The organism is Bacillus sp. KNSH39, assembly GCF_052656585.1.
Map to the genome: position 1 here is coordinate 1,680,460 of NZ_JBQXYO010000001.1, position 16,935 is coordinate 1,697,394.

12 protein-coding genes are annotated in these 16,935 nt (G+C 35.4%); all 12 read right to left on the reverse strand.

The features are described 5' to 3' along the window. Positions 1–6 precede the first annotated feature (6 nt). Positions 7–1,179, reverse strand: coding sequence for a 3-phosphoglycerate dehydrogenase family protein (locus ACUL40_RS08390; RefSeq protein WP_000490228.1), 1,173 nt, complete (start codon positions 1,177–1,179; stop codon positions 7–9). A 12-nt stretch (positions 1,180–1,191) separates the two neighbouring features. Next, on the reverse strand, positions 1,192–2,274 hold the full coding sequence (gene serC, locus ACUL40_RS08395; protein WP_016124867.1) for a 3-phosphoserine/phosphohydroxythreonine transaminase: 1,083 nt from the start codon (positions 2,272–2,274) through the stop codon (positions 1,192–1,194). A gap of 208 nt (positions 2,275–2,482) precedes the next feature. Further along, entirely contained in the window at positions 2,483–2,674 is a 192-nt protein-coding gene (locus ACUL40_RS08400; protein ID WP_000670804.1) for a DUF378 domain-containing protein, read from the reverse strand. Between the two features lie 89 nt (positions 2,675–2,763). Continuing rightward, positions 2,764–3,831 (reverse strand): glycoside hydrolase family 113, encoded by a 1,068-nt coding sequence (locus ACUL40_RS08405; protein WP_139245344.1) that lies wholly within the window; start codon positions 3,829–3,831, stop codon positions 2,764–2,766. Between the two features lie 201 nt (positions 3,832–4,032). Then, positions 4,033–4,272: a cupin domain-containing protein gene (locus ACUL40_RS08410; RefSeq protein WP_000997182.1), complete on the reverse strand. Its 240-nt coding sequence runs from the start codon at positions 4,270–4,272 to the stop codon at positions 4,033–4,035. Positions 4,273–4,565: 293 nt separating this feature from the next. Beyond that, on the reverse strand, positions 4,566–5,393 hold the full coding sequence (locus tag ACUL40_RS08415; RefSeq protein WP_000762815.1) for a helix-turn-helix transcriptional regulator: 828 nt from the start codon (positions 5,391–5,393) through the stop codon (positions 4,566–4,568). A 553-nt stretch (positions 5,394–5,946) separates the two neighbouring features. Beyond that, entirely contained in the window at positions 5,947–8,337 is a 2,391-nt protein-coding gene (locus ACUL40_RS08420; protein WP_074047355.1) for a penicillin acylase family protein, read from the reverse strand. A 102-nt stretch (positions 8,338–8,439) separates the two neighbouring features. Further along, complete coding sequence (locus tag ACUL40_RS08425) at positions 8,440–11,853, reverse strand: DUF4132 domain-containing protein (RefSeq protein ID WP_074047354.1); 3,414 nt, start codon at positions 11,851–11,853, stop codon at positions 8,440–8,442. Positions 11,854–11,964: 111 nt separating this feature from the next. Then, positions 11,965–12,741, reverse strand: coding sequence for a DnaD domain-containing protein (locus ACUL40_RS08430; protein WP_074047353.1), 777 nt, complete (start codon positions 12,739–12,741; stop codon positions 11,965–11,967). Positions 12,742–13,207: 466 nt separating this feature from the next. Beyond that, positions 13,208–15,007: an S-layer homology domain-containing protein gene (locus tag ACUL40_RS08435; RefSeq protein ID WP_002026061.1), complete on the reverse strand. Its 1,800-nt coding sequence runs from the start codon at positions 15,005–15,007 to the stop codon at positions 13,208–13,210. A 331-nt stretch (positions 15,008–15,338) separates the two neighbouring features. Beyond that, positions 15,339–15,800: a hypothetical protein gene (locus ACUL40_RS08440; protein WP_074047352.1), complete on the reverse strand. Its 462-nt coding sequence runs from the start codon at positions 15,798–15,800 to the stop codon at positions 15,339–15,341. Positions 15,801–15,956: 156 nt separating this feature from the next. Continuing rightward, a complete protein-coding gene (locus ACUL40_RS08445) occupies positions 15,957–16,913 on the reverse strand; it encodes a DUF3994 domain-containing protein (RefSeq protein ID WP_000992203.1) in 957 nt (318 codons plus the stop codon). Positions 16,914–16,935 lie beyond the last annotated feature (22 nt).

The following is a 16,935-nucleotide window of genomic DNA, read 5'->3' on the forward strand; positions in this document are numbered from 1 at the left end:
TCTCCTTTACACAATCATTCGAACGGCTACAACACCTGTAATTTTGCTTATATTTTCTACAATATTCTCTTTTATTATATCATCAATTCCGTTATCGATATCAATCATTGTGTATGCCCAAGAATGTTTACTACGATTAATCATATCGGCAATATTAATATGATGTTCCGCTAAGCATCCTGTAATTTGCCCTACCATATTCGGGACGTTTTGATGCATAATTGTAATGCGTTTCTTTCCGATATACGGCAGCTCAACATTTGGATAGTTGACTGAATTACGTATATTTCCTGTCTCTAAATATTCACGTAATTGACGTGCTGCCATTACTGCACAATTTTCTTCTGATTCAGACGTAGATGCACCAAGGTGAGGCGTCGCTGTTACATTTTTCATCTTTATTACATTTTCATTCGGGAAGTCCGTTACGTAATGTGTAATAATATCTTCTTCTAATGCTTTTTGAAGAACCTTTTCATCTACAAGTTCTCCTCTAGAGAAATTAAATAGACGCATCCCTCTTTTCATCTTCTCTACAGCGTGTTCCCCAATAATCCCCTTCGTTTGATTCGTAAGAGGAATATGCAATGTAATATAATCACATGTTGCAAAAATTTCATCAAGGCTAAATGCTCTTTGCACATGTGTAGAAAGACGCCAAGCTGTTTCAACTGAAATGTAAGGGTCATATCCGATAACATCCATCCCTAACGCTAACGCATCGTTCGCAACTAAAGCACCGATTGCGCCAAGTCCGATAACACCTAGACGTTTCCCTGCAATTTCTGATCCAACAAATTGTTTTTTTCCTGATTCAACAAGCTGTGGTACTTCTTCACCCTCTAAGTTTTTCGTCCAACTTACACCATTAATAATGTTACGTGAAGACATAATAAGACTGGCAATAATGAGTTCCTTTACAGCGTTTGCATTTGCCCCCGGCGTGTTAAATACTACAATTCCTTTTTCTGTACATCGCTCGACAGGAATATTATTTACACCAGCGCCAGCTCTTGCAATCGCCTTTAAGTCTTTTGAAAACTCTTCTTGATGTAAAGAGTAGCTACGAAGCAAAATTCCATCTGGATGATTGATTCTATCTCCTACTTCATAACGTTCTTCAGTAAAAACTTGCAAACCTTTTTCTGCAATTTGATTTAACGTTTGAACACGAAACATATCCCCATCTCCCTATCTATTCTCAAGCTCAAATTCCTTCATATAATTTACTAATTGCTGTACGCCTTGTACTGGCATCGCATTGTAAATACTAGCGCGCATACCACCGACTGATCGATGCCCTTTTAACGTAACAAGTCCTCGTTCTTTCGCTTTTTGTAAAAACTCACTGTTCAGCTCTTCTGACGGTGTTGTAAACGGAATGTTCATAAGTGATCGATACGTAGGATCAACTGGTGAAGTAAACAATTTTGATTCATCTAAGAAATTATAAAGAAGTGAAGATTTCATTCTATTTTGTTCTTCAATCGCAGATACTCCGCCTTGCTCTTTCAACCACTCTAGTACAAGTTTCGTTACGTAAATACTAAAGGACGGCGGTGTATTATATAAGGAGTTATTTTTACTGTAAGTTTCATAATTTAACATTGTCGGACAAGAGCGATCTGCTTCCCCAATTAAATCTCTTTTTATAATAGCAATCGTTAAGCCCGCAGGTCCTAAATTCTTTTGCGCCCCCGCATATATAAGACCAAACTTCGAAACATCATATCGCTCTGATAAAATATTTGAGGACATATCCGCAACGAGCGGCACTTTTTCTACATGTGGAATGTCCACATATTTTGTCCCCTCAATTGTATTATTCGTTGTAATATGTACATAATCTAGTTTTTCATCACTTAATAAACCGTCCAGTTTAGGAATCTTAGTAAACTTCTCTTGCTCGGAAGAAGCAATCACTTGTACTTCCCCAACTTTTTCGGCTTCTTGCAATGCCTTTTTAGACCATGAGCCAGTTAGTACGTATCCAGCTTTTTTATACGTATTCATTAAGTTCAACGGTATCATAGAGAATTGTAATGACGCACCGCCTTGTAAAAATAAAACTTCATACTCATCAGGGATGCTCATTAATTCACGAAGTAAGTTACTCGCTTCCTCTATAATACTTTGAAAATAAGAAGATCGATGACTCATTTCCATAATAGACATGCCTGTCCCGTTATAATTTAATAGCTCCTTTTGCACTTTCTCTAAAACTGGCAAAGGGAGTATTGATGGTCCTGCTGAAAAATTATAGACTCTCTCCATTACCCTCATAACCTCCCTATTTCTCATCGGATTATTTTTTAAACTTTCTGAATTATAACCTAAAATATAATATGTGGTCAATTTGTTTTCTATTATTAGGGCGCAAGACGCGATGGAATCGCTTGCAAGTGCAGACTTTTTTATGGACATATAAAAAAGTGTTAAGTACATAATCGTACTTAACACTCTAATAATGAAAGAATAATAGCTAATCGTTCGTAAAGAACCGATCAAAAATTTGATAAATAGCAGAGAGACCAATGAGCCAATAAATAGTGTCCACAAGCGCCGGCATAGAACCAAACCATTTCTCAACTACATTGTAATCTAACGCTACAAATAACCAATTCAAACCGCCAAGAATCACCAAAATTACTGTAAGGTAAGACAAAAATTTCATTATGATTGCCCCCTAGGTGATAAGATGGTGAAAGGCCTTTCACTAGAAATATATGTAGTAAACTTTAAAACTTACCTATTTTATAAAATTTATTTTCTGTACCACCCGTTAATAACTGCCTCTGCTTCTTTACTATGTATTTGATACGCATGTGTACTATCATTAGAGCCAATAAACCAAATTGAAAAACCTTTAAAATATGGTTTCGGTTCTAATACATCGCGGTAAGCACGCCATCCATTTAATTGCACATCCTTCGAAAACACATTTGAAACATCTGGATTCCATGGATTTTGTAATCCAAGTTCACGTGCTGGAACGTTAAATCCACCGAAGTAAACTGGCTTTCCTGTTGCATTATGTAATTGTTCCAATTGCTGAACAACATTTTGCCCACGATTATATACTGTTGTCGCAAATAAACTTTGCTTCACTTCTTCATATGTTGGATTTCTTTTTCCTGAAACTTCAAACCAACTGTCTATGCTAACAATATCCACCTTTTTTAAATACGGGCGATTGATTTTCTCATTAAACTTCGCTTCATAAGAAGGGTCCCAGCTTGCTGTTAACCACCAGTTCATTTGATACAAAACATTTCCTTTATACTGATTACGAACAAAATCAATTGTATCGCTCCAGTATCCTTCTGCATACTCCATATTCACGAAATTAGAAGCAATCTTTAGTCCATACACATTGTATTTACTTGTAATGGAATTAAAAATATCTTGCAGAATAACCGTCTTCCAATTCCAGAAGAAATCATTAATGTTACTTGGGTTCCATTCTGTCTCTCCAACATTCCCCTGCTGAATATACGGGAACGGTTCCACTATAACTTGAATATTACGCTTTAATAATTCTTGAATTAAAATAATAGCTTGTTGCTTTTGCGCTTGATTAATTACCATGTTCGTAGAAGTCACATTTGGGATATCTACTTGAATCGGTACATTTACTGTATTTAAATTTAAACGCTCTACATCAGCTAACACTTTCGCTACATTTCCAACTTCCCATACTGTTACGTTTCCTGATTTGATTTTTCCAGATTGAACAGTATTTACATCTGCCTGTACATTTCCTTGAAAACAAAAAGAAAACAACATAAGAAACACTCCTAAAAAACTTATTAAACTCTTATTTTTCTTCACAACTTTCCCCCTATAATTTTTGGCTTTCTTGATTATTTTATACAACGTTTCATATATATTCCACAAAAAATCCAATAAATTTTTATTGATAAAAATGCTATTCATCCTTTATTCACATCTTACTCATACTAAGCTCCTAAAAATAGTAAGATAAATAAAAAAGGAACGGATTTCCGCTCCTTTTTTATCTTTTTACAATTATCAATCCATTTCCCTTTTAGGCTCTACCAACATGATATGGGATTCCTTTTCAGTGAAAGGTTTATGCTCAACGCCTCTCGGGACAATAAACATCTCGCCTTTAGAAATTTTCACCTGTCCATCACGAAAATCGATGAACATCTCCCCTTCAAGCACAATAAATAGCTTATCTGTATTAGGATGCTCATGCCATATAAAATCTCCATTAGCTTTAAAAAGCTGAATTTGATCGTCATTCATTTCACCAATCACTTGTGGATACCAATAATCGTTAATTTTAGATAACTCGTCATTTAGTTTAATAGGTTGGTAATGGATAATAATCCCTCCTCACTTTCAAATTCCACTATATTACAGTAATATAAGTAAAAAAGTCGTTATTACGCTTAAAAAGAAAATGCTCCGGCCAGAACTTTTCATTCAGATAGTACAAAGGAGTGATTTCAATGAAAGTACTTTCAATCCAATGTTTCCTTTAACTCTCCATAAGTATAGAACAGTGATTTTCAAATAAGAATGGACCCCTGTTGACATTAGTATGGATTATTGATGAACTTCTCGCGATATTTAGTAGGCGAAATGCCAACTCGCTTCTTGAAAACTCTACTAAAATAAAAAGGGTCTGCGATTCCAACAGCCTGCGCAATTTGTTGTACAGGCACATCACTTGTACATAACATTTTTTGAGCCATCTTTATACGATAGTTCAATAAATATTCTGCTGCCCCCATACCTGCATGCTTTCTAAACACGTAAGAAAGACGATTTCGATTAACATTATTTTGTTCTGTAAGTGTATGAATTGTAATATCTTTATAATAGTATTTACGAACGTAACTAGATATTCGTTCGAATAAAGTATGCGACTCATAATTGCTTTCTCTATTGAAAACACTTAATAAAGCTTCATTCAACGCTTCGCGAAACAGCATTTCGGTCTGAAACATCGAAATGCCTCCACGCTGATTATATACATCCCAAAGACGCATAAGTAATTCGACAAGACGAGGAGATTGTCCTGTTAATAATTCAAAATGCTGATGAGTAAATCCAGAGTCTTCTCGTTCTGAATTGCTTATCCGATATAAAACAAGAATATATTCCCAGTTTATTTCACCAAGCATTTTATGGGCTAATGTCATTTTTGCACCCCCATGTATAACTTTTCCTGGGGAAAGAGTATACGGCGTACCATTAAATTGAAATTGCGTCTTCCCTGTAATTGGAAATACAAATCCTGGGAAAGAATCTGTAGACTCAGCAAAAGGCACACCTGGATTTTTAGCATAACGATATACTCCTTCTACTCGGAAAGGAGTATTGGCAAGATACTCTGCTAACTCATTCACGTCTAACTTCACAATACACGCCTCATTTCAATAATAGTTTTCTTGTAATTCGCGAGATTAATTGGTGTACATTCTGGGAAACGCTAAACCAAAAATAGTACATACAACTTAACAAGATCTGGTTATTAACCTATAAATATATTGTTTTTCATTTATTGACCAAAGTATCCTCCCTATATTATTGATAATGATTTTCATTGTAGTTTGATAAAAAAACATTTGTCAAGTTGGCTGGCCTAGAAAAATGATGAAACAAGGGGGATAGAGGAACAGTTCTGTTGCAAATAATACCTAGTCTTTGTTAACTAATTCCCCTCAAAACTGGAATGATCATGTTAATAGTTGTAATGACTTTATTAGTTACAGCACTTACAGCATGTGGAAATAATCGTAATCCTGAAGAAGTTGCTACAGCGTATTTCGAAGATGGAAACAGCCTACTATCAAATTAAATGATAGTAGGCTGGCTGTTAAAATTATTTAAGAACTGGGTTATGTTCTAAATGATAAGCTTTCATTATCAAAAAGAGTATTACTAGTTCCCTCCACAAACAAAAACACCCTATCACTTCGGTTCTAAATTTAGCACCTTCCCCTCTATCCCCTCCGTATTCAATGTAGTCGTATGATACGTGCCATTTACCCAATCATCTATTTGATCATGATACCAATCGCTTCTAAAATGGCCCGACTGTCCTGGCCCTACGATATGATAACCGTTTGACATATCTTTCGTATCAATAATGAATCTCCAAGACGCCCCGTGATTTACAATGCCGTTTTCGCCGTAACTCGCTGCTTGCACGGTAACTTGGCTCCCACCAATCGGAACTGGTTTCTCACGATTAAAAGCGAGTAATGCTAACATACTAGACGATTTTGAGATTGGATGTGTAAAAGCGAGTTGATGGTAATCGCCCCACTTCCACTCTCCAATATCGGGTCCATATTCCTTCTGCAATTTCTTCATTACATTCTCGTACGATGTATGCACAACTTTTGTGAAACCTCCGTACTTCGTAAACCAAACGCTATTTTCTCCCGCTACTTCTTTTCGAATCAATTCATCAACAACTTGTGACTTCCCTTCAAATAACTCCATTACATCTTTCGGTATTTCTTTTGAAAATAACGTATTTGAAATCTCTTTCATTAACAAATGGAATATTAATGGTGCCGCTTCATCTTTACTATCGTAAAAATTCCACTTTGTTAATTGGTCTACGCCTTCTTTCTCTACCTCATTTAAAGATGCTTTATTTAACTCTTTTAAAAATATAGGAGTAAACTCTTTCCCATATAAATTCTTTTGATCCATCTGTAACTCTTCTAAATCTTTCACCGTATACTTTTCCTTCTCTTGCAAAAATTCTTGAATACGCATTTGCCTATATGGCTGCGCCCACGTATTGCTAATATGATACGGATAATCATCATCAACAATTTTATTATTCGCAGTTGAAATAAACCCTTGTTTTGGATTAATTACTTTTGGAAGTTGATCAAACGGGATATACCCTTCCCATTCATATTCATCTGTCCATCCTGGAACAGGTAAGCTACCATCACCTTTTTTACGCACTGGTATGTTTCCATTCGCTTTATAAGCAATTGTGCCATCGTTTGATGCAAACACAAAGTTTTGGGTTGGTGTATGAAAATCTTGAAGAGCGGTTTCAAACTCATTCCAGTCTTTTGCTTTGTTCATATTTAATACAGCTTTTAACTCAGCTGACGGTTCTAAAGCTGTCCACTTTAAAGAGAATACTGTTTTCGTTTTCTCCTTCCCCTTATCCGCAAACTCTGAAATTACTGGTCCATGCCTCGTAATCGTAACGTTATAAGGAATTGTCTTCCCGCCTTTTACTTTAATAGACTCGTCTACAACGGTAGCTTTCTCCCATTTATCGTTATACAGAAATTCATTTTCATTATTAGGATTTCTCTTCTCAATATATAAATCTTGCACATCAGGCCCTGTATTCGTAACACCCCACGCTATTTTGTCATTGTGTCCTAATATAACACCTGGTACTCCAGCGAAAATAACGCCACTCACATTTAAACCTTTCATTTCAAGTCTCGTTTGATACCAAATAGAAGGCGTCGCAAGAGATAAATGAGGATCATCTGCTAAAATTGGCTTACCTGACGCACTCTTCTCACCGCTCACAACCCAGTTATTACTACCGTTAAACTCCGGCGGAATTATCGTTTTTGAAAAACTTTGTGCTACGTCCACATTTGTATTTTTCAGTTCAGCTAGCAATCTAGGAGCATCTTTCGGATATGCAGGAAATAGCTCATTCGCTTGCTCTTTCGGAAGATTTTTCAGCGCCCAATATCGAAATGCCTGTCCGTGCCAATGTCCTCCTAAGTCAAACGCCATATACTTCCCAATCGTTAAAGTATCAACAATTGACCACTCAGCAGGTTCATAACCTAATATAGTAAACTCAACTGGTAATTTCTTTTCCTTTTTCGCCTCACGTATAAAAGCGTTCACCCCATCAGCAAATGACTGCAGGGCATATTTCGCTTCTCCATTATATTGACTAACTGAAGCTTCGGCCGCTCGCCGTAAACCGAGTGTTCGAAACAATTTATCTCGGTCAACAGCTGCTTCCCCAACAACTTCACTTAACATACCAGACGCTTGTCTTCTACTTAAGTCCATTTGAAACAAACGATCTTGCGCTTGTACATATCCTTGTGAAAAATATAAATCATGTGCATTTTCCGATTTAATATGCGGGACACCTTTACTATCCCGCTTCACCGTAACAGCGTGTTGTAAATCCTCTAGCTTTATCGTTCCATCTATCTTTGGCATAGATTTCAGCGTATATATGTTCAAAAAAATCGCAGCGGAAATAACTAACAAAAGAACGATACTACTAGCCCAAATAAAAATTCTTTTTCCCCTTTTTCGTTTCTTCTTTATAACGACTTCCATATAACCACCCCTTTCTCACACTATTCGCTTCTTTTTGAGAAAGAACCTTTTAAAGACATTGAAAAACCCCCTTCATTTTCCTACCAATGAAGGGGGTTTTTCTTATCGTTCGCTACGCCAACTTTCATTATGCCCAAGATTTGAATCTGTCGCTACTTGGACATCATATAACATTTCACTAAAGAAGCGTTTATCTACTTCTTTTGGTACAATGCGTCTTTCATCATCAATCTCATCGTATTCATATGAACCACGCTTCACTGTACCTGCTTTATAAAATTGAATGTCAAATACACATACATCTTCTTCATCTTCATAACCAATCGGAGCTCCGCTAAATGACAATTGCACGCCTAATCCGGTACGAGTATCTTCTTTGTAAAATGTATAATATACACCGCCATCTTGAACAGACCCACGGATCCATCCAAGCTTCGTCATCTTACCGAATAACGAACGACCATTTAGTAAAATACCGCCAAATCTCTCAATAGCACTCTCATCATTCTTTTCTACTACAAACACTGGACGCTCAATTTGTAGGAACGGCTGAACAATTCCCGCACTTTCTAATTGCTCTTTCCATAATTCCTTCTCCGCCCCAGACAATTCTAACGGATGAACGAAACCAATAACAGTGCCAGATGAAAGTTCATAACTCTTCCCGTCAATTGTACAGAACACGCCACCTTCTGCATAACGGAATGCCTTCAGCAACTTCCCTTCCTTATACTCACCCCAAATGAGTGAAATAGAAAATTGCTTCATAATTGGATTATCCATAAATACAGATTTCCATGCATTATGTGACCAATAACGCTTTAACGAAAGTGCCGCTTCTAATCGTTGTTTTTGCATTGAAAGAGTAGTTCGGAGTTCCTTCTTTAAAGAGGCTAATTCTTTTTTAGCCTCTTCAGCCTTTTCTACATCATCTTTTGCATTCGGCTTTGGAAGTGACTTCATACGTTTTCCTTCTTCTGTCTCTAATTCAATTTTTGACTCTGTAGTTAAAATGGCAGTAAAACTTCGATTCCCGAAATCAATTATCTTTTCACCCTGTATAGTAAAGCCGAGGTCCGGCACCAATTGATCTTCCAGCTCTTCCTCTGTTATACCACGTGTTTTCGCAGCAAGACTTAGCGCTTCTTTTGCTGCATTACGTACTTGCTTATGTTTATATTTAAATGCTATTGCATGAATAGACATAAGTGCAAGCTTAGATGAAGACAAACCTAAAGCACGAACGGCATCCGCTGCTATCTTTCCTCTCATTTGAAGCACCCATTCATCAATTTGCTTTATAAGTATGTCGACCATTTTGTCGTCACTATACATTCCGTATAACGAAAGAATTCCACGCTTCTTTACATCTGCGTCTTGAGAAATCCATATTTGATATATTGTTTGCACACATTCTTTTAAGTCCTCTTCATTTAAAGCTCTACCAATTACTTCTGCCGTTCCTTTCTTCTCAATAACAGCATCTGAAATATACTGTTGTAAATAGGCTAACGGAATTGCAGCATCAGCAATTTCATCAGAGTCACGTAAACGGATTTGTGGCTCATCCCCAATCAATTGCAGAAGTGAATTTCTTATTTGTTCAGTTAAAATACGTGCACATAGTTCTTCTATTTTTTCTTCCTCCGTTTGGAATAAAAATGAGAATTTTCCTGCGAAAGATTCATTTTTACTTTCTTGCAAAGCTTCCTGTACAATTTTCGTATATTTTTCAAGCTTATACTCTATTAGTATTTTCATCACATTTTCACGAACAATCTTCTTTTTATTATGAAGTTCAACTGCTACATCTGCTGCAGCTTCCACATCTTTTGAAAGCAGTTTAACTACAGACTCACGCATTTTTTTAGATGAATCTCCTAAGCTTTTAATTAAAATTGGACGCATTTTAATCATGTTATCCTTTGCTAACTCTTCTAAAATATATGCTTTTGCCACAGCAGAATACTCATCAAATCTTTCAATGATGTACGCTTGTTCTTTTACAATTACACAAACAAGCGCTTCCTTCGCCTTATTTCTCTCTTCACTGTAGCATGCAGCTTCTTCAACTGCATAAGCGATAAGCTTTTCCTTACTTAACCCATACGAAAGCAGATCTTCTAATACTTGTTTCGGTTCTACTCCTCTGACAGAACATTCGTAAAGAAGTTCGTATAAATTAACACTATCATCATCTCCAAACTGTAGTGTAAGTACAGCTTCCCTCTTCGCTACATCATCTATATCCCAAAGAAGCGCAACCTCTAACACCGGCATACCCCAATACATACTCCTATATTTCGGATTTTTAAGTATTTGCTTCATATCCTCAAGTGACAATTTCCCTTGTAAATAATCACGATATGTATCCCGCACTGTAGACAATTTTATTTGCAAAGCAGCAACAAAAAATTCTTCTCGCATTTTCCCTCTATTTAGCTCATATCCTTTTTCAGCTAACGTTCGTGCGATGATGAGATAATTCATTTTACTTACATATTGCAAAGTATGTTGAATACATTCAGGATCTTCCTCCAACATAAAGCATAGCAATTCATATTCATACGTCTTACAAAAATCCTCACTATTTAAATCATGTTGCCTTAGACGATGCGCAAAAAATCTTTCCTTAGAAATCCAAAACTGTGTACAAAAACTTTGAATTTCTTCATATGTTTCTCTATTTACACTACCAGTTTTTTTGTAGTTTTGAGACTGACCGAGAGTGTGACACATATAACGTGTTGCATAGTTTATAAAACCCCAAACATTTTTCTTCGCCAATATTTCAATATATCGCCTCGCAACATCCGAATATTTATGAACACAAAATAATAGCCGCCAAATATGTTCCGGTAAATTCCCACCTATAAATACTTCACTATCATCTTCACCTTTTAAATACCGTTTAACTGCTTCAACCTTTTCCTTTTCCCCTAGCAGTTTTAATATAAATTCTGTATGTTCTTCTAACCTTTCATTCAATAAAGAACTATATGTACGAAACTTTTCATAATCTACATCAAACATTATGAGAAGTAATGTTAATTGTTGATTAGTTGGTAAAGTATGTAATTGTCCCTCTATATAGTTCGGACTCTCTTTTGTTAACTCTCTAAGAAAAACATCTGCTTCATTTACATAACTTGAAATACTGGATAAATATTTACATGCGATTGCTACAAGTTTGTCCAAAGGAAGTGCACTTTTTTCTAAATAAATCTTCATTTTAGAAAAACTGACATGCGCAAAACGGACTACAAGAACATTTAATAATTGCTCCTCGAGTATATGGTAAAATAATCGAAAAAAATCCGGATCTTGTTTATGCACTTTCCTAAAATCGTTTATAAATCTCTCCGCAAAATCACTTCTTTTTTGATCACGAATTGTCGTTAGTTGAATATTTTTTAAAATCTCTTCTTCTTTTGTCTGTAAATATCGTTGTGATAATTGTTTCTGTTCTTCTGTCATATTAATATATTGAAACAACTCAGATGTACTAGTAGTCAAACTTTGTACCCCCCGCATCTTTTTATCTATTATAAAAATACCCTTATTTAATGGTAGTATAGCATAAAACCAACAAAAACGAACGTACATTCTATATTAAATTAATGTAAATTAAAATACACTACTCAACATACATTTCCTTCTCTCTAAACTTCCCATTACAGACTTCTCCCCACTAAAATCCTTTAACTTTTTGCTACACCAATTCCTCAAAATCCCCTTCACATAAGCTAACGTTTTCTTATTATTTTCAAACGCAATTTTAAGTGCCTCTAACACTTTCTCTCCAGAAAGTCTTTGTATCCAATTCTTCAATTCCTTCACAATATATGGGGATAAATTACTAATATTTTGTTCATAAAACTTATAAACTTCACTATTTGGAACGTCCTCTTCTATGGTTTCCACCTCTTCCGCTTCTTCTTTCTCTTCAATAACTACTTGTGAACTACTATTATCCTCTTCTTTTGGCATACCAAAATGCTGCAGTACTAATGGAATCTTGTATTCTTTTTCAAGGCATTTACGTAAAAATATATGTATGAACTCATTACTTTTTACAGTCTTTAACTCACGTAATACGCACTTCTCCACATTCGTATTTGAAATAGGGTTATAGTGTAACCAATTTATTATGAATACCTCTTTCGTTTCCGTATCATATAGAATCTTTCCATACTCAACAAACCTGTTTAGCAACTTCTCAACAGTCTCCATACTATAACCGGTTTCAAGCTCTGCCACACGCTTCGGTAATATATAAATACCACATTGCTTCGTTTTCGTACCAGTTAACAAATATATGTAAAAATAACGCTCCTCTGGCGTTAAATCTAATATGAATTCATCTTGCCAAAAGTTCACCTGCACATTACGGTATACCGCCATATGTTTCCCTCCACTCTTTGCTAGTAAATAGGAAAATTTTAATCCTTCATTATAAAGATAGGAATGCAGGAATGGTTTTGGCATTCGAATTACAATTTTTTTACTACTACAACACCGGTTTCATTTTTTCGCGCTTGTTTTGTTCTTGTAGTTGTTTTTGTTTTTGCTTTTGTTTTTGTTTTTTCTTAGTGATTTATTACTTGGTAGGGGCTTATGAGGGGCTTGGAAGGGCATTCTACATTACAATCTATCAAATACAATTGTTCTTCCTACTAAATAGGAGCTATTCCAAATTATTATTTTGGATAGCTCCTTTCAAATTCTTCTTATTTTTTACTTCTACCAATGTTAGCTTCTACATACAATTTCTTCTGCTATTTGCGGGCAGTAAAACTCTCATTTCAAAATTTGGTGAATAAACTGCTTGATGTAAGTGCGAGTGGCCCTCACTGATTAAAGTTTCCTTTTATTTTTGCATTGAATCTAACATCTTCACAATAAAGGCAGCCGCCTGACCACGAGTTGCTGTGCCTCGAGGATCAAACTCATTATTTCCAATACCATTAACTACCTTTAAGCTGTATAATCGTTGAACCGATTCTTTGTATGTTATTAAATGCTTATCTGTAAATGGTAATGCTACTAACTCACCTGTAATTCCTTTATATCGTAATGCTTTGTCAATCATAATAGATACTTCTTCACGAGTAATTGGTGAGTTAGGATCAAAAATCCCTTCACCACGACCATTAATAATTCCTGCACTTGCACAACGTTTAATACCGTCATGAAGTGATGGATGTGCCTCATTGATATCTACAAATGACTTATTTCCCTCTGGTAGTTTAAGAGCATTCGAGATTAATTTCGCAAACTCCGCTCTCGTTACATTTCGATATGGAGCAAATACACCATTGCCTTCGCCTTGCATAATACCTAGACTGTTTAATTTACGAATATGCCCTTCAAACCATCCACCTGTAATATCATCTTTTGGTTTTTGTACTTCTTCCTTAGGCTTTTGTACTTCTTCCTTTGGTACATTGTAGTTAATTTTAATCCAACTTGGGTCATAGAAAATCCATTCTCCATTACCTACTTTATACCAACCATTTTTAACCGCTAATACTTTGTAACGATCTCCGTTTGAAGCTTTACGTACAACACGATGTTCAATGCCCGCATCACTACGTACATTGATGCCACTACCATTTACCACTAGTTCCATGCTAGGTTCAGCTGGATTATTTTCATTTGGATTAAATGAGTCATTTTTATCTTGTAAAGGCGTATCAATCTGCGCATTTATATTTGCATACCACTGAATTCCTTGTACGAAACCAGCCCAATTACCTCGTGAAATTAAAATGTCAGGACATTTTTTCCCACTCCATTGTTGATGCTTGTATATATGATCTGCACCAATTCCTTCTTTGTTCATTAAATAACCTGCAAGTCGTTTTGCATTTTCTAACGCTTTATTGTAATCACCGTCTTGGTTAACCGCAATCTCGATACCGATAGACTCCCTGTTTCCTGAACCATCTCCATCTCCTGCATGCCAACCATTTTCGTTTGTTGGTAAGTGTTGATAAATTTGTTTATCATCTACAGTAAAATGCCATGAAGCTGTTCGGAAAGTGCCTTCAGTTGCTTGCTTGTATAAATATTTCGCATGATTTTCAGCATTAGCACCAGCGGCTGTATTTGCGGTCTCATGGATTGTAATGTAACGTGCTTTCATCGGATTCGCAGGACGAATATCAGGATTTCCTGCTGGAACAATCCACTCCACAAATGGAACTCCTGCAAGTGTTCCATATTTCTTCGTACTCTGTGCACTATATTGAATACCTCTTGGCTTTGCAACAGGTTTCATTTGACGATCAGATCCATCATTTCGACCATCTACAGATTCAAATGCCTTTTCAATGTTTGAAATAGCTTCCTTTTCTGCTACTTGTCCCTTCTTAGCATCTTGCATTTTGTTTAATTCTTCTGTTTCATCATGTTTATGCTTATATTCTTCTAAAAGCATTTTTTCATTTTCAGATACTTCTGCTTCGTTAATTTGTACATGATCAGGAACTTCCAACTTGAAATTAGAATAATTTAATCCGCTCGTTCCGTGTTCTCCTTGGGCAATATTAAGTTGATCAGTTTGAGATTTGTTGATCTCTTCTGCTGATGCTGATAAAGGTACGCTCCCTAAAATCACTAGACTTGTTGATAGTGCGATTACTTGTTGTTTGATTGTCTTATTCATTATTATAATAGATACATACACATTCCCGCCGTGTATGTATCTCAACCTCCCTTTATTGTCACATTAATTTTTTAAAATATGAATCTACTATGTACTTTTAATGCATTTTCTTTTTATTCATATATTTAAATTATCATATTTTATACCCACTAAGAAAATATTTATATGTCATCCCTACAGATGAATTTCATCTAACATACTTTTTATAAAATTCATCAACAAACATTATTTTACAACTAATTACAAATACCGTCAAAATAATCAATTTAGACTTAGACAAATAACTGGCATACAATTTCATAATAAGAGATCCTATACTATCGAAATACATCTATTCCAAATTCCCTTTAACGTTTTCAACAATCTCATTTATCGTATTCCGATCAAACTTATCACTAATTTCATATGACTCACGATCTCCTACGAATTGCACGCCTACGATATCATTGCGATCCTTACCGTATTGCACTTCAATAATAGATCCTCGCTCTATTTGTTTCCAAATGAGACCTGCTTCATCTTTATTATCTAAAATAATGCAGTCTTCAATATTTTCATCAATCCCAATTAATTTATTATCATCCATATATCCAATCTCGTATTGTTGCCGTTCTTTCGCTTTGCCACTTACTAATATACCTTTGCTACCATATGAGTAATCCATATAGTCCTTTTTCTCCGTTTGTACTGCTTTCGGCTTTTGTGCTTCAGTTTTTTCAGCAGCCCCACAACCTGTAATAAGACTGATTGGGATAACCACTATTAATACGAATCTAGTAAATTTCTTTATCATTTGTAACCAACCTCATATATTTAATGTAAAACTCCATTTATTACTTCTATTAAAGAATAACATGATACTAAGTAAACAGAACGAAAGATAACATATTATTTACATATCCACTCTTTAATGAAGGACCAGGCCATTTAAACCTAGTCCTCCATAACTTTAACTTTGCTTCACATACTTAATTGTATGAAATGACGTCTCATTAAATAATTGCAAGTTTTCCCCATCATAATCTTGAACTTTATATGCTATTTTCTTTTTTTGAATTGTATCTTCTACACCGTCTACTAAACGTTTATTGAGATGTAAATAGATTGTAAAAGCTTCCTTATCATATTCCCAAGTTCCTTCAATATAATTCTTTTTATTTGGATACTCACCTTTACCATACGTTTCAAATGTCTTATCACCTTTTAAAATGAGTGACATATTAAAACCGTCTGTTCCTTGGAATCCCCAATTACCGATTAATTCCGTACCATCTTTCACATTCTTCATAACGTTATCTGTATTAATTCCAGCTTTCTTATCTAACTCTTTCAAATCTTTCACAGATACTGTACCGTCACCGATTTTAATATCCCCTTCAAGATCTTTGAATGCCTTAAGCCAGTAAATATCTCCTTCTTTCACTAACTTTTCGGATTTCTCCATTAACTCTTTATCAGTCTTATCGCCTTTTTCTCTTTTTTCTTTTCGGGTGAATACTTCATTTATTAAAGAAAAAGACTCTCTAAAATAACCAATTGCTTTTTCAAAATCCTTTTGTTGATTTACATACTCTGCAGGGGGATCTATCGACTCAAATTTATCTAACACTTTATTTAATTCTTTCACACTATCTACTATATCTGATTTCTTTTTCTTACCGTCAAAAACCTCTCTTGTAATATTGTTATGCTCCGCAAACAACTTATCAAACTCTACCCCTAATTTATACACTTTATTAGGATAGTCTTCCTTTGAAACTTTTTCTTTCTTACTATTAGACTTCGATTCTTTTACTTTAGACTCTTCCGTTTTCTCCTGTTTAGAAGTGTTCGTTTTCTCAGAAACTCCACAACCAAATAACAACATGACCGGAACTGCTACCCCTAGTAGTTTCTTTGCATTCATGACTGATTTCTCCTTCTACTTG